This window comes from Kribbella sp. NPDC056861, from assembly GCF_040687575.1.
Lineage (GTDB): Bacteria > Actinomycetota > Actinomycetes > Propionibacteriales > Kribbellaceae > Kribbella.
In genome coordinates this window covers 52,551-73,662 of the sequence record NZ_JBFBNQ010000011.1, presented here as the reverse complement: position 1 = coordinate 73,662, position 21,112 = coordinate 52,551, and the positions used below count along the sequence as shown (strand labels likewise).

Sequence of the window (21,112 nt, the reverse complement as noted above, 5' to 3'; positions counted from 1 at the left end):
GTCGGTCGTCAGTCCGCGCCGACCGACAACGTAGTGGTGATCTTGTGCTGGTCACCGCGGTAGACCGTGCTGGTGTAAGCGATCACCGCACCGTCGACATCGCGGGTCAGCCGGTCGACCAGCAGCGCGGGTGAGTGCAGCGCGATTCTGAGCAGGTTCGACTCGGTCAGGTCGGTGACGGTGGCTTCGATCGTCTGCACCGCGGACGCCGGCGCGACGCCGTACCGCAGGGTGAGCAGTTCGTGGACCGAGTGGGTCTGAAAGTCTCGCGACCGGCCGCCGATCGCGATCTGGGAGGGCAGCCGGATACGTTCGAGCGACAGGGGGACGTAGTCGGCCAGCCGGACCAGGAGGACAGTGAGCACGTCGTCGGCCGGTGAGATCTCCATCCGCCGCCCGAGCCTCGGGCCGGCCAGACCGCGTTCGAACGAGATGACCTGGTTGGTCCAGACCGCGGAGTCCGGGGCCTGGATCTGCAGCTCGCCGCCATTGCCCGGCCCGGTCGTCCGCAGGCCGCCGGAGGTGCCGGCGAACGTGCCTCTGCCGTGCTCGCGGGTGACGAGACCGTCGTGCTCGAGATCATCGAGCGCGGCGCGCAGGGTGGGCCTGGACACGCCCAGCGTCTGGCTGAGCACCCGCTCCGACGGCAGAGCTTCGCCCGACCTGCGGTGCTGCAGCAGGCCGAGGAGCAGTGCCCGGGCCTCGCTCCGCCTCATTGTTGACCTCTTATCCTAATGGTCAGGCTTATATTCCCCAATGGTCTATTATTCGCGAACGATCGGTCACTGGTCAAAATGGCTGACCGGAGCCGCCCATCACCGAGGAAGTACCCGATGACACGTAGGACCAGACTGGCCGCGCTCGGAATCCTGCTGCCGGTAGCACTGACGGCTGCCCTGCTGGTCGGCGTCAGCAAGTCCGCTGACGCGGCCCAGGCGGGGCGTTGCGGCACGGTGTTCGACGACTTCAGCTACGGCTCGACCACAGACCGTGCTTTTGCGGGCAACGGCTGGTCGGTGCGCACCAACCCAGGTGGGCCTGGTGCAGGCGGCTGGTCGGCCGGCAACGTGAGCATCCAGACCATCGACGGGCAGCGCGCGCTGCAGCTCTCGGCAACCACCGACGGCACCAGCCGCGGTACCACGCAAGCGGAGGTCAGCCTGTCCGCGCGGCGGTTTTTCGAGGGGACCTATGCCACCCGGTTCAGGTTCAGCGATCGGCCCGTCTCGGGCAACGACGGCGACCACGTCAACCAGACGTTCTTCGCCATCTCGCCGCTGGCGCGCGACTGGGATCCGAAGTACAGCGAACTCGACTTCTCCGAGTACCTGCCCAACGGAGGATGGGGCACCAGCGGTCAGGTCAACTACATCACCAGCTGGAACACCTACCAGGCGGAGCCGTTCGACGGGTATCGCAGGTCGACCGCTCTGCCGGGTAGTCACAACGGCTGGCACGACCTGCTGGCCCAGGTCTCCGGCGGGCACGTGAAGTACTTCATCGACGGCAAACTGGTCGCAGACCACTCCGACGACGGCAAGGGGCACGTCGTGTATCCGCGCCAGGCGATGGGACTCAGCTTCAACCAGTGGTTCATCGATCTGACCGGGCACTCCGGTGGGCGGAGCACGTACACCCAGGCGGCCGACTGGGTGTACTACGCCAAGAACGAGGTGGTCACCCCGGCCGAGGTCGGCAACCGGGTGCGCAACTACCGCTCGGGCAAGGTCACCCATGTCGACGATCTGAGCTGCTGACCGGCCGGACCCGGAAGCGCGAGCGATGGACGAATCACCCAGACAGGTGCTGGTCGTCGCAGGTCCGTCGGCCGGCGTGCTCACCCTGCCGGCGTACCTGCGAGTGATCCGGGCCGAGCGCAATTGCCGGCTGACGGTGGTGATGAGCTCTGTCGCCGTGCGCTTCCTGCCGCCGGAGGCGCTCGACTCCGAGGCCGACGAGGTCTTCGACGAGCAGTCCGAGCCTCCACCTCCGGCCTCCGTCTTCGCGGGCCTCGACGGCGTGATCGTGCTGCCGGCCACCGCGGCCGTCCTGGCCGAGGTCGCCGGTGCGGCGCAGGCGTCATGGATCACCGCCGGCCTACGGTCGACGACGGCGCCGGTGGTCTTCGTGCCGTCGATGAACCCCGGTCAGTGGAACGCCCGGTCGACCAGAATGAACATCGAGCGGCTGCGAGCCGGAGGGCTCATTGTCGTCGAACCCGAACGGACGACGACCACCGACGGCGGGAGTGGATCTACCGAGGTCCGTTCGATGCCCGGCCCACCGGCGATCGCGCTGATTCTGCGGCTGCTGCTGTGGCCGGACACAGGGTTCGGACCACTTCAGGGCACCCCGACGCCACACTGACGACAGCCGCCCCTGCACTGGACCCGTGGTCGATCGAATCGACGGCGCACTGTCAGAAGGCGGGGTGTACGACGTGATGAGGTCAGCTGGTCAGCGCGGGACCGAAACAGAAGGTGTTGTCAGGGTCCCAGCGTTTCTTGACCTCACCCAACCGCTCGAGGTTCGCGCCGTAGGCCGCCTGCAGGTCGGCCTGGCTGGGGTCGCTGAGGGAGTTGAGATAAGGGCCCAGTGAAACGCCGCTGAGTGCACGGTCGTCGAACGCCGCGCCGGCCCGCGGGGACAGTTCCAGCAGCCAGCGGGCGTTGCGATGAGCGAATGCAGTCGCGGCCGAGGGGATCTCGCTGATGGCTGCGCCCAGGGATCGCAGGATGACGGAACATCCGGGGTTGGTGTCCAGCCAGGGCGTGACGACCTCGTCCAGTACGTCGTCGGACAAGTGGGACAGCAGCTCTGCTCTGCCGCCAGACGCAGGTCCGGCCTGCCCGATCGTTGCCTGCAGCATCTGCCGGTAGGCGGGATACGACATCGGGTGGATTCCGTTGAAGACCGGTGCGGGACGCCCCAGCAGTGGAGCGAGCGCTACCTCGGCGTTGTCCGGCAGCCCGGACCAACTGGGAAGCAGGAGCAGGCCGGGCCGGCGCTGGAGGTTCTTCGCGATGAACGGCAGCGCGGGAGCATTCCATACGATCGCGATCAAGGAAGCCGCCGGGGGAGCGGACTCCAGCCAGTCCCGGGCTTTTCGCAGGACCGTCGAGACAAGGTGTTCAGGGAAGACCAGGGGGCCGGCGACCAGTTGACGGACCGGTCGGAGCCTGAACCGGAAGTCGGTGACGACACCCAGTCCGCCACCGCCGCCGCGCAACGCCCAGAACAAGTCGTCGTTCTGTTCCGGTCCGGCCTGGATCAGGTCGCCGTCGGCAGTGACCACGTCGACAGACAGCAGGTTGTCACAGCTCAGGCCGTACGGGCGGGACAGATCGCTGATCCCGCCGCCCAGGGTGTGGCCGCCGATTCCGCCGGCAGGATCGGGAGCGCCGGGGACCACCAGGCCGTGAGCCGTCGTCATGGCGTCGAGCTCGCCCCAGCAGAGTCCTGGACCGACCCGGACGGTCATGGTCTGGTCGATGCGCGAACGCTTCATCGCCCCGAGGTCGATCAGCAGCCCGTCGTCGCAGGTGGCCCAGCCGGCCACATGGCTACCGGTACCCCGGACAGCCACGCCGAGACCTTCGCTCCTGGCCAGGCGGACGGCGCGGGCGACGTCGGTGGCCGATTCACAACGCACGATGGCGGCCGGTCTCCGGTCGATCTGGTGGTTGCGGACCCTGCGGGCAGTGTCGTACCCGGTGTCGCCAGGGACAATGGCCTCGAGCTTGCTCACAGTAACGAGAGAAGCACTCAGGAAGTTCGAGGAACACCGTGCGTCGCCGTAGGTTTGTGGGTGTCCGAGAATCATCGTGATAGGTGACGAAATAACCTGTGGAGTCATCGGAACGGCGCGCGGCCGGCTTTGACGAAATCCTTCGAGCCTGCATGATTCCGGCCGTCGCCGTCAGTGGTAGCAGGTGGTTCGCAGCTCGGTGCGCCGCCCGCGAGTGATTTTCTGCTACCGGCACAATGAGCCGCAAATATCCCAGCATCCCCTGCGGAGCCTCCACAACATTCGCGCCGAATTGTTCACGGTGCGGCCGGGATCACAGGCCCGGGTTGGCCGCCGCTCCTTGACGGGAATACGCTTGAACGGGCACTCTCGGTGATGAGAGCGCGTACATCGCTGTTCGTCGTGGTTGGTGGTCGACGCCAGATCATCTCCGGTGCAACAGGCGGATCGGCGAGGGCGCTCGGACGAGCCACGAGTGAGGAGCGATCCGCGTGATCGATCGAGGCAGAGGTGTGGTGCACCGCAGGGTCGGTGGCCCGGCCGCAGGGACGACGGGATCAACAGCTTTGGTCAACGTCCGGACCTCGCGGCCGGTGCCGGTCGACCGGCACACGCGGACAGGCAACGAGCCGGTGCAGGACCGGGTCCAGCGCCTGGATGCCCGGGCCTGGCAGCTGCTCTGCGCGGGTGACAACCGGGAGGCGGCAGTCTGTCACTCGGTCTGCATCCTGGTCGACGAGAGAACGCCGGAGTTCCCCGGGATGGCGTGGCGTGCGCTGCTCACGTTGGTCTGTGCGGGCGACCTGATCCGGGCGGATGAGCACTGTCACCGGTTGTCCTTGCTACCGGCCGGCCGGCAGAGTCCAGCCGGCCGGGACGTGGTGACCTTGGTCAAGGCCCGGATCAGCCAGTTGCAAGGCGACAACGGGCCGCTCACCGACGCACTGGCCGAGTTGTGTCTGCGTGACATCGGCGGTCCGCTCGGTCAGGTGCTGACCGCCTGGGGTGTCGAGGCGCTGGTCGACGCGGGCGAGCTGGACGCGGCGCAGGCGCTCCTCGCCGACCGGTTCGTGAGCGGGTTGCCGACGTCCACGCCGTACTATCCGCTGTTGCTGGCAGCCCGCGCGGCGGTGCACGCCGCAACCGATGCCCCGGCCAAGGCCGTGGTCGACTATCTGGACTGTGGCCGCGCCCTGACGGCCAGAGGGATCATGAATCCGGCGATCCTGCCGTGGCGCTCTCGGGTCGCCACGATCCTCGGGCCCGACCGGAGGGAGATGGCGACCCGGTTGGCTCGCGACGAGCTGAGTCTGGCCCGGCAGTGGGGGGCGGCGCGAACGATCGGGCAGTCTCTTCAGGTCTACGCGCTCACCCAGGAGGACGAGCGGGCGATCCCGGCACTGTCGGAGTCGGTGGACCTGCTCGATCTCGCCGGCGCGCGGGACGAGATGTTGCAGGCGTCGTACCGGCTGGCCGGACGGCAGATTTCCACGGGCGACTGGCTCGCGGCACAGCAACGGCTGACAGTTGCCGCCGACATCGCCAGAACGGGCGGCGCCGGCCGATGGCTCACCGCGATCGAAGCGGCTCTGACCAAGCTGAGCAAGGAGCGGACCAGTTCACAGCTGACCAGGCAGCAGTGGAGGGTGACGAGTCTGGCCCGGACCGGAGCCACCAACGCCAGCATTGCTGGTCAGCTCGGCCTGTCGGTGCGGGCGGTCGAGTTCCACCTATCGGCGGCGTACCGCAGGCTGGGGATCTCCGGCCGGGGTGAGCTGTGCCGGATGGTTGGTTGAGCATCACCAGGTCACGGGACGAATCCGGCCGGCAGCGTGCTCAGGAACCCCGGGGCGAGTCCCTGGATTCCTGAGCCGCGTACCGCGTGGTGCTCGGTCAGTGCTGCGGGGGTTGGTGGTTCTGGCAGGAGCCGGTGTTGGTGATGGTGTCGGCGTACGTGGTCTCGTGGTTGCGGTACTTCGTGACCCGCGCCTGCGCCTGGGTCGGCGAGACGGTCTCGTTCTTGGCGTAGTACGCCCAGTCGATCTGCTGGTGGTACTCGCTGGTCGCGGTGCCCTGATGCGCTCCCAGGTCGATGAACCACAGGTTCCAGTTGAAGCTCATGTCCTGCCTGGGCAGGATCGTGTTGCCGTCCATGTCGACGGTGTGGTCGGCGGTGAGCTTGCCGTCGATGTAGTACTTCACGTGGCCGTTGCCGACCTGGGTGACGTAGGTGTGCCAGCCGTTGAAGGACTTCGCCTGGTTGCTCGACGCGGTCCGGGCGTCCCACGGGTCGTTGCGGAAGGTGTGCCAGCTGGTCTGGAAGTTGATCGGACCGGTCTCGCCCCAGCCGCCGTTGGGCAGGTACTCGGTGAAGTCGAGTTCGCTGTAGATCGGGTCGTAGTCGAACTTGGTCGGGCTGATCGCGAACGCGGTCTCGTTGATGTGGTCGCCGTCCGGACCGGAGACGGGCGTGTCGGTGTAGCGCACCCGGGTCGCGTAGGTGCCGTTGCGCAGGTTCATCGTGGTACGGCGCAGTTCGGCGTGCGTCGTACCGGCAGCGGTGCCGTCGGTCGTGGCTCGCAACTGGGCGACCTTCTGGCCGTTCTGCGTGGTGAAGGTGACGTTGGTGGCCGGCCAGGCCGCATCCGGTACGCCGGGGCCGCCCTTCTCGCTGCGGGCGTTCCAGCCGTGCGCGGCCAGGTTGGGGTCGGTAGCCCCTTGGTAGTTGAAGTCGTCGAAGAGCACACCGCAGTTTCGCGGACTGCTGGTGGCATCGGTCGCGCCCGAGGCGGCGGTCGCGCCGGTTGCCAGCAGGGCGATCGAAACGGTTGCGACGAGGACGGTCGTCGTCTTCTTTCGGGACATGTTCTTCGGTCTCCTTCGCGGCGAAGAGTCGGCGGGGAGCCCGCCTGAGGACCGATCATGAATGCCCCTGAGGGTGCGCCGCAAGAGTTCGGTGAGTATTTTTTTCATGATTGCCGGGATGCGTTACCGTGAGCGAACAATTATTTCCAGACAATCACCAACGGAGGCCTGTGGTGTCCGGTCCCGACTTCAGTGACTCGATTCTGGGCAGGTTGCGGGCCCTGCTGCCCGGGCTTCGCGGTGCGCTGGCAGACATCGCGGGTTTCGTACTGGCCGATCCTGCGGGCGTCGCCAAGCTCACCATCGTGCAGCTCGCCGAGGCGACCGGGACGTCGCCGGGAACAGTGACGCGCTTCAGCAGGGCTTGTGGATTGGAGAGGTTCGCTGATCTACGGGTAGCGCTGGCGGTGGAGATGGGGCGCAGCGCGGCCCGTCGCTGGAGCAGTGACATCGGCAGGGGGATCGGCGCCGAGGACTCGGCGCGGCAGGTGCTGGACACGGTCGCGGCGGCCGGTGCGCAAGCACTGGTAAATACCGCCGACCAGCTTGACCTGGTCGCCGCCGACCTATTGTCGGATCATTTGGCGACTGCCCGGCACTGCCATTTCTTCGGGGTCGGCACCAGTGCGGTGACAGCGCTGGAAATGGCGGTTCGGCTCCGTCGGCTCGAAGTGGCCTGCTGGACCTGGACGGACGTCCACAGCGCTCTGATCGCGGTGACCCTGGCGGACGAGCGCGACCTCGTGGTCGGCGTCTCGTCGTCGGGACAGGTGGTCGAGACCCTCGAGGTGATCGAGGCCGCGGCGGACCGTGGAGCGCAGACCGCGGTGATCACCCGGAACCCGGCGTCACCGATCGCGCGACGAGCCGGACTGGTTCTTACCACTGCACCCCCGAGAGGCGATGATCCGTCGGATGTGCTGGCTGACCGGCATGCCCAGTTCCTGGTACTCGATCTGATCTACGCGCGGATCGCGCAACGTGCTCGTGAGCGAACGGGACTCGTGCTTGCGGCCACCGCCGCAGCGGTGGAGGGACATCGGCTGCCCGTCGCGGCCCAGCAGTCGCGGTCCGACGAATGAAACGTCCCTGGGCAGCGGTAGCGCTCCTGGTCGCGGCGATCAGCGTGCTCTACCGGTTGCCGGCCAACGGTGGACCCGAGTGGACGGTCCTGGCCGATCCGGTGTTTCCGGCCAGTGTTCAGCTGCTTCCCGCTCACTGTGGCGAGCCGGTGACCAAGGACATGAAGGCCTTCGGGGAGCGCATGCTCGATTGCCTCGCCTCGGTGTGGGGGCCCGTTGTGCAGCAGACCGACGGTCTGGTCATGCGGCGTCCGGATGTCGTCGTGTACTGGACAGCCGAGATACCCACGCGATGTGGAGTCGTACGAGACACCACCGCCTACTACTGCGGAGCGGGCGCGGAGGTGATCTATCTGTCCGGACCGGCGTTCAGGCGGCTGTTCTCGGCCTGGCCGGCTGATTCTCGCAGTTATGCCACGCTTGTTCTGGCGCACGAGTACGGTCACCATCTGCAGAACCAGTTGGGGATCATGAAGGTGTCGACAACACGCCAGTCGCGGCTGAGTGGGGCCGCCGCCGAGGAGGAGAGCAGGCGCCGCGAGTTGCAGGCCAGTTGCTGGGCCGCGGCCTTTCTCGGTGCGGATCGGGTGGCGCTCGGACCTGGATTCGCGTCGCGGTGGAGGAGTTTGCTGTCCCGGACAGGAGATCTGCCGGGGACCCCGCGCTTGCACGGATCCGTTGCCAGCAACAGGTACTGGGCGCAACTCGGCTTCGCCGATGCGAGACCTGGAAGCTGCCGGACCTTCACGGCCACCAGGGCGATGGTGGAGTGATCTGTTGCGGAAGACAATCGCGAAGACTGTGGAGGCGCCGCGATGGTGTCGTCTCTGCTGGGGCAGAGATAGTGGTGCATCCCCAGTCGGCTCCGTCAAGGGCCTGGGGCAGACCTTACCGCTGCCACGGGTGGTGGTCCGTGGCATGGCCTCCGGTGAGGTCTCGGCGGCGGCGAGCAGGGAGTCCTCACCGTTGCTCGTCGTTGGGAATGGCGGGACGGGTGAGGTGCCCGTCCCGTCATCGTCGGCGGTCAGGCGTGGATGGACAGATGCACCACGGTCTGGCCCGGGCCGAAGCTGGTGAATTCCTGGTACTTCCGGTCGAAGACGATCTTCTGCCCGGACTGCAAGGTGACATCCAGCAGGTTGTTCCCGTTCGTGATCCGCCGTACCTCGGGGAGGAAGACATTCTCCTCGGCCGGCCCCGAGAAGCACTTCTCCCGGACCAGGCCGGCCGTGTGAACGTGGACGAATCCGGCCTCCCGGCAGGATTCGGCCTTCTGCGCCGAAGCTGCAGCGGTGATCGGCACGGCCAGCACGGCCGCTGTGGTGGCCAGAACGGCGACGGTTCTCGGCTGTGTGAAACGCATGGTTCTCCACTGTCATCACGATGTACGGCCGTCCGGATCTCGGCCGGCCACGACCACGATGCGCCCGGCTAGTTGCCTTCGTCAACGATATCCGCCGGAGATCATGCCTGAGTCGTACCGGTGAACGGCCGATCATCCCAACGGATGACGTGCAGGTGACCTGCGGTCGGGCACCAGGGTTTCGAGCTGAGCTGAGGAGAAGCAGATCGCACCTGTCACGATGACACCGGACTCGTACCGGGCACCTGACAGGAGCACGAAGAATGCGACGGATCAAGAGGCTCGCCTTCGCCGTGACGATGCTGGTCGTCGTCGGCACTGCGCCGACGGCCAACGCTGCCGCTCTGCGGATCGGTCTGGCCTGTGGTAACCGCACCGACGTCGTCCGGATCTACACCCAGAACGACGGATACTTCTGTTTCGAGGGAAAACCGGGCGCGGCGACGGTGATCTACCTCGGTGAAGCGGACATCATCCGCGTCACCGGTGTGGCAGGCGGCCGGTGGGGCGGTGGTCTGCGGATCACCAAGGGGTGGGGGCAGGATGCGATCGTCTGGCCCTACAACCCTGGCACCTGGGCGGAACCGGTGACCGGGCCTGCCAGGCACGGTGACGTCCGAGCCATCACCATCTACCCGCGGTGAGCTGAACTTCTCGGCCTGGAAGGTGTTGTTGACCGCCGGGTGGGTCCGATCACCCGGCGGTCCGCTCAGGGGGTCTTGTAGAGCATCGCTTTCGAGCTGCTGCAAGGGCGCAGAACGATTCGTCCGCCGTTACTGGTGAGCAACGGGTAGGCGCACTTCTTGGCGGTCGGATTGTAGAGATTGCCGCCGTTGGCGCCCAGCCGCCACTGCTGGGCCCAGGTGCCGTTGCAGGTGAACAGCCCGATCGTGGTGCCGTCCAGGGTCAGTGCCTGGGCCAGGTCCATGCACTTGCCGAGCGAGCGGATGGTGCCGTCGGAGTAGAACCGCCAGGTCTGGTTCGACGCGCCGTTGCAGTTCCACACCTGCAGGCGGGCCCCGTCCACGGCCGAACCGCTGGACCCGTGGGCGACGTCGACACAGCGGTTGCTGCCGACGTTGCGGATCCTGATACCGGTACCGCGCGTCGGTGCCGGCTTGGGGCGGATCACGGTCGGCTTCAGCGGTGTCGTCCTGGGCGTACTGACCGTCTTCTTCAGCGGAGCCTTGGTGCTGGTCGTCGTTTTCTTCGAGCCGGAACCCGGCTTCTTGACGGTCGTCGTCACCGGTGTTCTGCGAACCGGTGTCCTCGGCTGAGCCGTGGCCCGCGGAGCAGGTTGAGGGACAGCCTGCGCGGACCTCGGCTGCGGCAGAACGGGAGCAGGAGCGGTGACCACCACTCCAGGCCGAATCACGGTCGCGGTCACGGTGGGCTGCCGCGGCTGGACGGGTTGAGTCCCCTTCGGAGCTGACGGCGCCGTGGTTGGCCTGGGGGTGGTGGCGGCCGGGGTGGTCGGCCGCGTCGAACTGCCCGGCAGGTTCGCAGCGGAGTCGACGACGGTGGAGCCCTCGGCCCCGACGGCCTTGACCACGATGGACACCCCGAACACCGCGACGGCAAGCAGCCCCGCAAGGGCAGCGGTCGACCGAATCGCCCGCAGGCTCGGCAGCTCGCTGACTCGGGTGGCGGCAGGCCGCCGGGCGAAGGTGGAGGAGAACCCGGCGTCGGGTTTCCGCAGCGGATCGGGACGATCGGATGGCACGGTGGTCTCCCAACCTCAGGGTGTCAGTCGGTTCACGATCGCAGATTGACCAATGGTCGTCAATTGGTCAACAAAATCATGGCGAATTCTCAGGATGCGAGGAGGTCGTCGGCCAGATCCTCGATCTCCAGGCTGACCAGTTGGTCGGAGGACGGCGCGGACACTTCGGACAGCCGGCGCGCTTGCCGCTCGGTCAGTTGCTGGAAGACCTGCCTGGCCAGCCGGCCGTTGCCGAATCCCCGGTCCCGGGGGACCTGGTCGAATAGCTGCTCCAGCGCCACTCGCGCGGAGTCCGTCAGCTCGTAGCGATGGCGGCCGGCCTGGTGTTCCACGATGCCGACCAGTTCTGTCGCCGAGTAGTCGTCGAACGTCAGCGTCCGGGTGAATCGCGAGGACAAACCGGGGTTGGAGCCGATGAACCGGGACATGTCGACCGGATAGCCGGCCACGATGACCACCACGTTGTCGCGGTGATCCTCCATCAGCTTGACCAGGCTGGCGACAGCTTCCTGGCCGAAGTCGTTGCCACCCCCCAGAGGTGCCAGGGAGTAGGCCTCGTCGATGAACAGCACTCCACCCAGAGCGCGGTTGAATGCAGCCGTCGTCTTCGGCCCGGTGTGCCCGACGTATTCGCCGACCAGGGCCGTCCGGTCGACCTCGACCAGGTGCCCTCGTTCCAGCAGGCCAAGGGCTTTGAGGATCCGGCCGTACAGGCGGGCGACCGTTGTCTTGCCGGTCCCCGGGTTTCCGGCGAAGACGAGGTGACGACTCAGCGGCGGCGCCGGCAGCCCGGCTGCCTGGCGCAGCCGGACGGTCTGCATCAGCTTCACCATCGAGGAAACCTCGTGCTTCACCCGGCCGAGTCCGACCTGCTCGTCGAGCTCGGCCAGCACGTCCTCCAGGCTCTCCACCTCGGGTGGCTCCGCCACGTCGAGTTCGTACGCCGTCCGGGCGGGACCGCTGACCGCGCCGATCGGCAGACTCCCCGCCAACGGCACCCCGTCCGCGGTGCAGTCCTCGAAGCGTGGCTGTGCTCCGTCGTCCTGGCTCACCTCACCGCCGCATTCCCGGATCCGCAAGCCTCTGAAAACCGGCGTGCTACTGCTGCTGACGTGGATCGCGGGGTAGGCGCTGCCGACGAGATCGCAGTCGACGAAGCTCCCCTTGCCGTTCTCCGCCAGATAAAGGGCGTTCTTGCCGGCTGCGGTAATTCGCAGACCGCTGACCTCCGGCTTGGCGTCGGACCACACGACCAGGCCGGAGCCGCCGGTCACACGGATGGAGGAGTCCTCGATCCGTGCCACGCCGGCCTCGATCACGACGCCCGCGGCGCGCGTACGAGCCACCCGGACAGCGGTCAGGCGAACAGCGCCGGTGCCGGTCAGTTCGATTCCACTGCTTTCGGAGTCGGTGATCGTGCATCCGTCCAGCACGGTGCCATCGGCACCGGTCGCGACGGCGACCCCGATCCGGCCCCCGTCGAACCAGCAGCCGTTGACCGTCGCTGACGACAGACCGATCACGGACAGCGCGGTCAGGACGGACTGCTGAACGCCGCAGACGTGCAGCTCGGCAACAGCCTCGTCGCTGAGCCGGATACCGTGCTGGCCGCTCTCCCTGATCAAGCAGTCGGTCAGTCTGACCACCCCTCGGCCACTCAGATGCACCGCGCTGAAGGCTGTCCGGTCGATCCGGCCCGCGATCAGGGTCGCGGTGGCCGATCCGGAGACCAGCAGGCCGTTCGCGCCGGCATCCGACACCGTGCAGCCGTCCGCGACCAGGGTCGCGTTGTCCTCGACGACCAGCCCGCTGGCCTCGGCGTTCGCCAGCCGGCAGTCCTTGAGCTCGGCCCTGGCCGATCCGGACAGCTGAACGGCGGCGACCTTCGCCGCGTCCAGCCTGCAGTCCGCGAGGACGGCCTGAGCCGAGTCCTCGATCAGCAGGGCGGTCGCGCCCGATCGATGGACGACCGAGTCTGCCAGTCGCAGTCTGCTGTCACCGCGAAGACGGATCCCGTACGCCGCGGTCCCGGACATCCGCAACTGCGAGGCAGTCAGGCTCGCCGAGCCCGACAGCACCACACCGATGCCGTCGATGGACTCCAGCACCACGTCCTGTACTTCGGCCGCGACCCAGCCGGCCAGGTGAACGGCGGCCAGCCGCGCTTCGGTGATCGTCGTGCGTCGAAGGACCAGCTTGGTGACGCCGTACCCGGTGAGGTCCGACCCCTTGCGGGAGCGGTCCTCTCCGCGGGCCTGTACGCGGCCACCGGTGACCACGCAGTCGCTCATTAGCAGACCGGCGCCCGGCGCCACAGCCACCGCCGCCGTGTCGTCAGCCTCGCTCCGGCTGATGGTCAGCCCGTCGACCGTGCAGTCCAGTCCCTGGATCACCAGGGTGGGTGCAGTGCTTCCGGGGCTGCCGGCCAGTACGACAACGCCCTGGCCGGGTGCCGCACGCAGACTGACCGAGCGGTCCACCACGATGTCGCCGACGTACCGGCCCGGGGCGATCAGGATCTCGTCACCGGGTGCTGCCGCGCGAACGGCCTCCTCGACCCGGCGGAAGTTCCGTCGGCCTCTGGCCGACACCAGTCGCGTCGTCATCGGCGTCTCCTGCTCAGTAGTTGACCAATGGTAACTACTGCTGCAGATGGCGGCAATCGCTCGTGACCGGAGTGCTCGGTGAACCGTTCACCCTTCCACAGCGTGGTTTCAGCGAACGTCCTGCGATTTCCGGAGGTCCGATGGCTACCCGCGTGCAAATCGACTACGACCTGCTCAACGACGCGAAGAACCAGTTGGTCAGTTTGGCCGACGGCATCAAACCGCTGCTGAACGAGTCGGTTTTCGCCCATGTGGTCAAGAACGACCAAGGGGGTGGCGGCGACAAGGGCGGCAACGACTTCCACTTCCGCGGTCAGGTGCAGCCTGATTCGACCGGTGGTCTGGGCAATCTCTTCGTCGAGGGCTCGATCCGCAAGCTGTACAACAACACCAAGAGCACCCTGGGCCGGGCCCACGACGGGTTGACCGAACTGGGCCACACCTTCGGTAGCGTCGGCGAGGCGTTCCGGAAGTTCGACATCGAGACCGCGATGAAGATGACCGTGACCGCGGCGAACTACGGCCTGCAGAACTACCTGTCCGAGAAGGCCGACTGGGACTACAAGCAGGCGAACCTCGCCGAGTGCGTCACCGGAGCGAACCCGGAAGGCAACCCGCCGGAGTTCTGTGCGGCGACCGATCCCGGGCCGCCTCCGCTGGATCGGGAGTTCGTCAGCGACCACGGCACGGTGCACACCCACCTGACCTTGGCCGAGGACGGCCAGACGGTGATCCGGGAGCACACCACGGCCGAGTACGACGGTCAGCGGTACGACACGGTGACCATGTACTTCAACGGCGGGGACCGGATCATCACCGACACCTTTTACCCCGACAAGAGCATCTACCACAGTGACGTGGTACTGGCCGGCGACGGCTCCGGAACGATGCTGGCGGTCGACAGCACGGGGGACCACAACAACTTCGTCCGTGGACCGAACGACTCCGACAACGCCCCGCGCGAATGGGTCTGGGTCTCCGGTACCGACGACCCGAACGCGCCGAAGGAGGGGGAGAACGGCAGCGCGACGACCTGGAAGGGCTGGACCGGATTCAGCGGCGGTGATGGCAAATGACCAGTGACCCTAGGAGTGTGTGATGGCAGTTCTGCATTTGGACTTTCCCGAGATCGAACGAGTCAGCCTGCTGATGACCAGAGCGTCCGAGCAGATGGCGCCGGAGATCGAGCACCTGCGACTTCAGATCGTCGAGTTGACGAACAACGGCATGCGGCTGGAGAAGGGTGGTCCGGCCCTGCTCGGCGCCTATACCGACTTCAACACGAACTTGCAGGCCGCGGTGGCGGGGATCGAGACCTTCGCCAAGAGCATCGCCGGAATCGGCAAGGCAGGGCAGGAGATGGACACCAGCATCCAGCACAACTTCAACAAAGTTGGATCGCCCACCAATTGACCAGCGGTTCCGGTCCGGCGGTCACCATCGGTTCCCGACGATGGTGACCGCCGGACCGTCGGCATGTCGGTCAGGACCGGAGTGTGGTGAGTGGAATCTGCAGGGTGATGATCTTCCCGCCCGGTCCAGCCATGAAGGCCCGGCCCGGATGTGCCGCGGTGCGGACCACGGAACTGCTCAGCCGGACCCCGATCGCGTCACCGTCGAGGGCCTGCTGCGGCTGAATGATGATCCCGGACCGGGCCCGGCGGGCCAGGCTGATCCATCCGCTGACGCCGACCTGGAGACAGTCCGGCGTGCCGGCGAAGATCAGGCCACGATGCTGGTCGCGTCCGGACACGACCAGTTCCCGGAGCAGGCCGTCGCACTCGGCCTTCACCAGCAGATCGGCGTCGTCGAGCAGAACCACTGCTGGTCCCGAATGAGCTGTCAGGGCGTTTCGTACCTCGTCCTCGGTCGGGTCCACATCGGCGAACAAGGTGACGCGGGCATGCTGGGCCAGGGCGCGCAACGGCGAATCGCGCGGTGTCAGGACGACCAGTGCTGTTCCACCGGCCAGTAACGAAACAGCCATCGCGGCGAGTGCGTTACTCCGTCCGCCTCCGGGTGGGCCGAGGACCGCGAAGGTCGAGGCCGCGGCGGCCAGGTCGGCACCCACCGCCCCGGCATCATCTCCTCCGAGGCCGACGAGCGCCCACATCGGGCGGCGGGCGGCCGGGGGCACCTTTTCGAAGGCTTGCTCGAAGCCCACCGAGGTCGGTAATGCGGCCACGCTGAACGGCCGCCGATCGCGGCTGACCTTGGCGTCCCGGGCGACGGCCAGTTCGGCGATCGCCCGCAGCGCGTTGACCTGGTCGCTGCCGCCCCCCGTGGCCAGCATCGCGATCTGGGTCTCGGTCTCGGTCAGCGTGTGCCAGCCGCGGCCGGCCGGCACCACAGCAGGGATTTTCTTGAGCAGCCGGGGGCCGCCGGCCAGGAAGTCCGACCGGTCGGCCTGCCGCAACAGCAGTTTGTGGTCGTTGTGCGCGCTCAGCCGCCCCGACAGCAGGGCGCGCTCGGAGGTGGCGATCACATGGATTCCGACCGCACCACCCTCCCGGATCAGACTGGTCAGGGACTGGATCTGCCGTCCACCGTCGTGTTCGTCGAGCAGCGCGGTCAGTGCGTCCCATCCGTCGACCAGTACCAGCAGATGGGCCGGCCGCTCGTCACGCGGCAGGAGTTCGCGCAGCTCGGTCAGGCCGGTCACGTTGTGCAGGGCCGCGAGATCTTGGCGATGAGACAACTCGGTCAACAGCCGATCGATCAGCCGGCCGATCCGCTCGAGGTCCCGGGAGACCACCGCACCGCAGTGCGGCAGCCGGGTGAGCGCGGCCAGTCCACCCCCCGCGGCGTCGATCCCGTAGATGTGGACATCCGCACAACTGGCGGTTTTCGCCGCCGAGCCCGCGAGTGTGCGCAGGAACTGGGTCCGGCCGCTGCGGGGCGCGCCGATGACGTAGAGATGGCCGAAGGACCTCAGGTCGACGGCCGCGACCCTGGCCGACTGCAACGCCGGAAGGTCCTCCAGGGCGTACGGAATGACCAGGTCACCCACGTCGATGGCGGGCAGGTCGTCGAGCAGGAGCGTCTCGGCCAGGGCGGGCTGCCACGGGCTGGGCTGAGGCGTGTAGTCGGTCAGCTGCTCGACGGCCTCGCGGATCGCCGACACCAGAGCGGTGAGATCGGTGGGAACGATCACCGGCGCCGCCTGGCCGGCTGGACCAGCCGGTGGTCCGGGAGGCGCTGTGGGCCGGCCGAGGTCCGTCCACGACAGCTCCATGGTTTCGATGCTCGGCCCCGCGGCCTGGGTCAGCAGGTCGGCCAGTTGAGCGTCGGGTCGCTCGGCCCCGGACCAGGCCACCTGAAAGAGGTCTGCCGTTTTCGGCCCGCGCTGGATCAGGGCGCGGCCCGGAATCGAGGCGGGGATGGCGGCCGCTTCGTTGGTCTCCAGGATGTCCTGGCTCTCCATCTGGCCAGTGACCCGCAGAGCGATCCGCAGGTTGGTGTTGGCGCGCAGATCAGCGGTCACCACCCCGCCGGGCCGCTGGGTGGCCAGGATCAGGTGGATGCCGAGCGACCGGCCCCGCTGCGAGATACCGATCAGGCCCGGGACGAAATCGGGGATCTCCTTGACCATCGCGGCGAACTCGTCGATCACCAGTACCAGTCGCGCCAGCCTGGGCAGTTCGGGATCGGCTGAGCGCTTGACCTGGTAGTCCAGCAGATCTCGGGCGTCGGCTCCGGCGAGGATTCGCTCCCGCCGGCGCAGTTCGGCCTCCAGCGAGGTGAGGGCTCTCTCGACCAGGTGCGAGTCGAGGTCGGTGACCATGCCCAGAGTGTGTGGCAGGCCGACGCAGTCCTTGAACGCGCTGCCTCCCTTGTAGTCGACCAGGACGAAGGTGAGTTCGTCCGGCCGGTTGACCGAGGCCAGCGAGGCCACCATGGTCTGCAGGAGCTCGGACTTGCCCGAGCCCGTCGTACCGGCAACCAGGCCGTGGGGACCGTCCACGGACAGGTCGATCGCGAGCGGTCCTTCGAAGTCACGTCCCAGCAGAAAGGTGGTCGAGGCCGGCCGTACGCTCCACCGGGCGAGCAACTCGGCACTGTCCGGTGGTTCGAGGTCCAGCAACTCGAGCATCCGGAGCTGACGGGGAAGTCCGGTGTCGTAGTCCGGGCTCACATCACGGATCCCGGCCAGCGCCCGGGCCACCTGCTCGCACCACTGCGGTTCCACCTGGTCGGCCCGCACCTGGCGTAGGTCCGGCAGGTCGTGCTGCCGCAGCGTCAGTTCGGTACCTTCGACGTTGACCACGCCCAGGCACTCCTCCGGCAGCAAACGTTGCTCGCGGTCGATACAGATGGCCAGCACACCGACCTGCGGGCCCTCGGTCAGGATCTGTACCAGACCCGGGACATCGCGCAGCCGCAGTGACCCGTCGGCAATCAGCAACACGGTGCTCTCGGGCACGTAGTTCCTGGTTTCGGTCGCCGCGGCGGCGCGCTGCCGCGCCTTGATCAGGGTGACCAGTTCCGAGACCCGGGCGACCGTCGAGGCGGGGTCGTTACCGATCGCGACCGCTGCCGTGTCCTGCGGGCTGAGCGGACGCAGATGCGGCAACCAGCGAACCCAGGACCAGTCCTCCGCCCGGTCCGGCTCGGTCAGGACGACCATGCGCAGCCAGTTGGGTGAGTGCAGAGCAGCGGCCTGAACGACCAGCCAACGGGCCACTGCCAGAGTCGGTGTGGGCGCCCCGGCCAGCCCGACGACGCCGTGACTGGGCAGGTGCAGCGTGATCGGCGCGTCGGGAATCTGCCAGTGGATGCTCTGGTGGTTCTCCTCGCGGTTGTGATCGTGCAGTTCCTTGACCGACGGCTGATCGGCCGTACCGAGCCGCAGCAGCAGATGGTCGGGATCGGTACGGCGTCGTTCCCACAGCCTGACGCCTGGCATGGTCGCGAGGACGGCAACTCTGGCCGGGTCGGGCGCCATCTCGTTGCGGATCAGGCGTTCCCGCTCGACAGCGGCGTGCACCTCGGTCTCCAGTGCCTCCAGCCGGGCGTGGTAGAGCCGGATCGCCTCCCGCTTCTCCCGGCGCCCGGACTTCCGGCCGGAGGTCCAGTTCGCCAGCATCATCATCGGCATCATGACCATCAGGGCGAGGAAGTAGAGAGAGTGCAGCAGCCAGACCATCAGCAGCCCCATCACGACCGGGGACAGCACCATCATCCACGGGAACGGCCGCTTCTCTGCCTTGGTCGGCTGCGACGGGAGTCTGATCTGCTTGTCGTCCAGATGGGGGGAAAGTCGTGGCGGCCGGTTGTAGTCCAGCCCGAAGCCGTCGGGTGACTGGCGGACGGCCGCTGCTGGTTCCAGGTCTCCACCCAACCGCAACAGCACCGGGCCCACCCGCAGATCGCTGTTGGCGGGCCACGTGAAGCAGCCGGGATCATCGGTGCCGCCAACGGGCTGCTCGTCGGTCCCCGGGTCACGGGTCGTTCTCTTCGGTTTCGGTGGATCCTTGGGGTCGTGGGCCTCGTCCTCGGGCGCGAGCCTGATCGCGGAGGTGGCGAGGTCATCGGCCGGCGGGCCGATCCATCGGGCCCGGACCGAGCCGTCGAGCTCGCCGGTGCGCTGCCAGCGGGCGGAGCCGTCGGGACGCAGGGTGAGCCAGAGCCCGCCGACCGGTACGTCGTCCCCGGTCAGCCGAAGGGTGCACAAGGGCCCGGATCCGATCTCGTGACTGCCGACCCCGAGCCGCCAGATCCGTCCGGCGTCCGGCCCCGAGACGGCGTGCACCTCGACCTGGACGACGTCGGTCTGCTCGGTGATCTCGATCGCGTCCGGATCGTGGGCGGGCGCACCGATCCCGAGAACGGTGCCGTCGTGGATACCGGTTTCGGGCAGCAACGAGGCCGGATCGAGCAGCCGGTCACCGGCGTACAGCGGGACGGCCGGCCGGCCGGCCAGGGTCTCGGCCAGCGTCGCCACCGGTAGGTCCGCCGTGACGCGGAGGCGTTGGTCGGTTCGGGTCCCACTGTCCGGATCGACGGCAGTGATGGTCAGTTCCATGCGTCGACCTTCCGTTCGGCCCCCGCGTCGGCGGGAACCACCGCGGAGATGCCGGTGATGGTGGGGAGATCGTCGGCGAAGTCGTCAGCTTCGTCGACCTCGACGGCATGAGCAGCCCGCTGGAAGTCGTGCTCGGGCAACCAGCGGACGGCCCGTGCCACGGCTCTTGCCAGCGGCTGCTGGTCGATCCGCAACCAGTCGGGTCCGGTGTGCAGCCGGAGGGCAAAGCCTTCGCGGGCCTCGAGCAAGGTCGTCGTCCCGTGCGCGGGGCCGAGACTGATCAGCCGTACGCCGGCCGGCGGGTCGAACTGCAGCTGTTCGGCTCCGACGGCGAACCAGACGCCAGGACGCCTGACCGCCTCGGCCAGCGACGTCCCGGCGTGGCGCTGATGGATGCCTGAGGCAACTTCCACGGACGCGACCGGCAACCTGGCGTCCAGTTGGGCCGCCAGCGCCTGAACGGTGGACCTGGCGGTCGACTCGTCGCCGAAGACCGACAACGACGCCGGACCTGCCAGCAGATCCAGCAGAACGGCGTACCCGCCACTGCTGTCGACACCCAGGCAGACCAGCAAGGGTGCCTCGGCCTCAACTGCCTGTGCTGCGGGTGCAGTGAGCGACAGCAGTTCGTCACGCTCGATCCACCACAGCCGGGGATCATCGCTGTCGGCCTGCCAGGGATCGCCCGGCGGCGAGTGGTCGGCAACCGGTCCCGCCACCAGTACGCCGACTCGTCGCGGGCTCAGTGCGACCGCGTACGGCGTGATGCCGTGGCCTGTGGCCGCCGCATGCTCGAGTGCGAGCCCGGCTTCGAACCAGCAGTTGCTGTCCTTCAGCGTCGTGGTCAGAAAACGGAGTCGACGGCGGTAGCGGATCTGCACGATCACGGGATCGGACCAGGCATGCCAGATCAGCGAGAGTTCGCTCCGGGCCCGCCGGTAGTTCCGCCGCCAGCCACCGAGTTTGCGGACCACCAGATGGAGCAGCATCGCCCCGAGCAGAACCAGGCCGGCCACCCCCAGCCAGCCGATCGTGCCGCTGAACTGCGTGTTCACGCCGCTTCCCCCTCGTAGCCTTGCCGGCCCAACTCGTCGCGCAGGGCGCGGATGCCATGGTGCGACCGCGATTTGACCGTCCCCGGCGGAATGCCGAGCGCCTCCGCGATCCGCGGGCCTCGCTCACCGAGCGCGTACATCCGGGTCACCACCTCGCGGTGCTCGCGGGTCAGGGTGGACATCGCGGCGGTCAGAACGCACCGGTCGACGGTACGGTCGGCCGGATCCGGAGTCGGCGACTGATCGTGGAACAGCGCGGGATCGATTCCGGCCGGGACGATCCGTTGCGAGCGGCGGTAGTGATCAACGATCAGGTTCCGGGCCACCCGGAACAACCACATCCGGACCGGGCGGTACTCCCCGTCCAGGGTGTCCGCCGCTTGCCACGCACGCAACAGAGTCTCCTGCACGATGTCCTCGGCCGCATGGAGATCGTGATTGAGCAGGCTGGCGGCGTACCGGAGCAGGTCCTCGCGCTCGGCCAGACATCGGGCGAAAAGATCGGTACGACGGGACGCGGCATCTTCGATGATGCACCTCACTGGGGAGCGAGCCGGGGCGGCGGCAGGTCAGGGCCGAAGAGGGTGGTCGGAATTGGTCAATTTTCAAGTTACCCATTCCCCGGGGCCGCGTCTACCGCTCTTG

The 21,112-nt window shown here is 67.6% G+C and carries 17 protein-coding genes; 8 read left to right on the top strand and 9 right to left on the bottom strand.

Annotated features, from left to right (window positions below; all coding sequences use genetic code 11):
• Positions 1 to 8 precede the first annotated feature (8 nt).
• Positions 9 to 716 carry a GntR family transcriptional regulator gene (locus AB0P21_RS39950; protein WP_363704525.1) on the bottom strand — a complete coding sequence of 236 codons (708 nt, stop codon included), beginning with the start codon at positions 714 to 716 and terminating at the stop codon, positions 9 to 11.
• A 117-nt stretch (positions 717 to 833) separates the two neighbouring features.
• Between AB0P21_RS39950 and AB0P21_RS39945 the strand changes: the two genes are divergently transcribed.
• The gene (locus AB0P21_RS39945) at positions 834 to 1,757 is read left to right on the top strand and encodes a glycoside hydrolase family 16 protein (protein WP_363704523.1); all 924 of its coding nucleotides are present in this window, start codon (positions 834 to 836) and stop codon (positions 1,755 to 1,757) included.
• A 25-nt stretch (positions 1,758 to 1,782) separates the two neighbouring features.
• Positions 1,783 to 2,367 (top strand): flavoprotein, encoded by a 585-nt coding sequence (locus AB0P21_RS39940; protein WP_363704521.1) that lies wholly within the window; start codon positions 1,783 to 1,785, stop codon positions 2,365 to 2,367.
• 82 nt (positions 2,368 to 2,449) lie between these two features.
• Here AB0P21_RS39940 and AB0P21_RS39935 read toward each other — a convergent pair whose 3' ends face one another.
• A complete protein-coding gene (locus tag AB0P21_RS39935; RefSeq protein WP_363704519.1) occupies positions 2,450 to 3,748 on the bottom strand; it encodes an FAD-binding protein in 1,299 nt (432 codons plus the stop codon).
• A gap of 491 nt (positions 3,749 to 4,239) precedes the next feature.
• Between AB0P21_RS39935 and AB0P21_RS39930 the strand changes: the two genes are divergently transcribed.
• A complete protein-coding gene (locus tag AB0P21_RS39930; protein WP_363704517.1) occupies positions 4,240 to 5,544 on the top strand; it encodes a helix-turn-helix transcriptional regulator in 1,305 nt (434 codons plus the stop codon).
• Positions 5,545 to 5,641: 97 nt separating this feature from the next.
• On the opposite strand, the gene AB0P21_RS39925 is transcribed toward AB0P21_RS39930, so the two are convergent.
• Entirely contained in the window at positions 5,642 to 6,613 is a 972-nt protein-coding gene (locus AB0P21_RS39925) for a glycoside hydrolase family 16 protein (RefSeq protein WP_363704515.1), read from the bottom strand.
• A 173-nt stretch (positions 6,614 to 6,786) separates the two neighbouring features.
• Between AB0P21_RS39925 and AB0P21_RS39920 the strand changes: the two genes are divergently transcribed.
• Positions 6,787 to 7,695 (top strand): MurR/RpiR family transcriptional regulator, encoded by a 909-nt coding sequence (locus AB0P21_RS39920; RefSeq protein ID WP_363704513.1) that lies wholly within the window; start codon positions 6,787 to 6,789, stop codon positions 7,693 to 7,695.
• Entirely contained in the window at positions 7,692 to 8,468 is a 777-nt protein-coding gene (locus AB0P21_RS39915; protein WP_363704511.1) for a neutral zinc metallopeptidase, read from the top strand. The genes AB0P21_RS39920 and AB0P21_RS39915 overlap by 4 nt, the downstream gene beginning before the upstream one ends.
• Positions 8,469 to 8,719: 251 nt before the next feature.
• Here AB0P21_RS39915 and AB0P21_RS39910 read toward each other — a convergent pair whose 3' ends face one another.
• Positions 8,720 to 9,058: a hypothetical protein gene (locus tag AB0P21_RS39910; protein WP_363704509.1), complete on the bottom strand. Its 339-nt coding sequence runs from the start codon at positions 9,056 to 9,058 to the stop codon at positions 8,720 to 8,722.
• Between the two features lie 263 nt (positions 9,059 to 9,321).
• On the opposite strand from AB0P21_RS39910, the gene AB0P21_RS39905 reads away from it, so the two are divergent.
• The gene (locus tag AB0P21_RS39905; RefSeq protein ID WP_363704507.1) at positions 9,322 to 9,702 is read left to right on the top strand and encodes a hypothetical protein; all 381 of its coding nucleotides are present in this window, start codon (positions 9,322 to 9,324) and stop codon (positions 9,700 to 9,702) included.
• 65 nt (positions 9,703 to 9,767) lie between these two features.
• Here the strand turns inward: AB0P21_RS39905 and AB0P21_RS39900 are convergent, their stop codons facing one another.
• On the bottom strand, positions 9,768 to 10,781 hold the full coding sequence (locus AB0P21_RS39900; protein ID WP_363704505.1) for a ricin-type beta-trefoil lectin domain protein: 1,014 nt from the start codon (positions 10,779 to 10,781) through the stop codon (positions 9,768 to 9,770).
• 89 nt (positions 10,782 to 10,870) lie between these two features.
• Complete coding sequence (locus AB0P21_RS39895; RefSeq protein WP_363704503.1) at positions 10,871 to 13,387, bottom strand: right-handed parallel beta-helix repeat-containing protein; 2,517 nt, start codon at positions 13,385 to 13,387, stop codon at positions 10,871 to 10,873.
• Positions 13,388 to 13,527: 140 nt separating this feature from the next.
• Here AB0P21_RS39895 and AB0P21_RS39890 point away from each other — a divergent pair, with 140 nt between their 5' ends.
• Positions 13,528 to 14,463: a hypothetical protein gene (locus tag AB0P21_RS39890; protein WP_363704501.1), complete on the top strand. Its 936-nt coding sequence runs from the start codon at positions 13,528 to 13,530 to the stop codon at positions 14,461 to 14,463.
• Positions 14,464 to 14,485: 22 nt separating this feature from the next.
• Positions 14,486 to 14,800, top strand: a complete 315-nt coding sequence (locus tag AB0P21_RS39885; RefSeq protein WP_363704499.1) for a hypothetical protein — start codon at positions 14,486 to 14,488, stop codon at positions 14,798 to 14,800.
• Positions 14,801 to 14,870: 70 nt separating this feature from the next.
• Here the strand turns inward: AB0P21_RS39885 and AB0P21_RS39880 are convergent, their stop codons facing one another.
• The 3 genes from AB0P21_RS39880 to AB0P21_RS39870 are packed head-to-tail and all read right to left on the bottom strand — an operon-like array spanning position 14,871 to position 21,009.
• Positions 14,871 to 19,412, bottom strand: a complete 4,542-nt coding sequence (locus AB0P21_RS39880) for an FtsK/SpoIIIE domain-containing protein (RefSeq protein ID WP_363704497.1) — start codon at positions 19,410 to 19,412, stop codon at positions 14,871 to 14,873.
• Positions 19,403 to 20,467, bottom strand: coding sequence for a hypothetical protein (locus tag AB0P21_RS39875; protein WP_363704495.1), 1,065 nt, complete (start codon positions 20,465 to 20,467; stop codon positions 19,403 to 19,405). The genes AB0P21_RS39880 and AB0P21_RS39875 overlap by 10 nt, the downstream gene beginning before the upstream one ends.
• A complete protein-coding gene (locus AB0P21_RS39870; RefSeq protein ID WP_363704493.1) occupies positions 20,464 to 21,009 on the bottom strand; it encodes a sigma-70 family RNA polymerase sigma factor in 546 nt (181 codons plus the stop codon). The genes AB0P21_RS39875 and AB0P21_RS39870 overlap by 4 nt, the downstream gene beginning before the upstream one ends.
• Positions 21,010 to 21,112 lie beyond the last annotated feature (103 nt).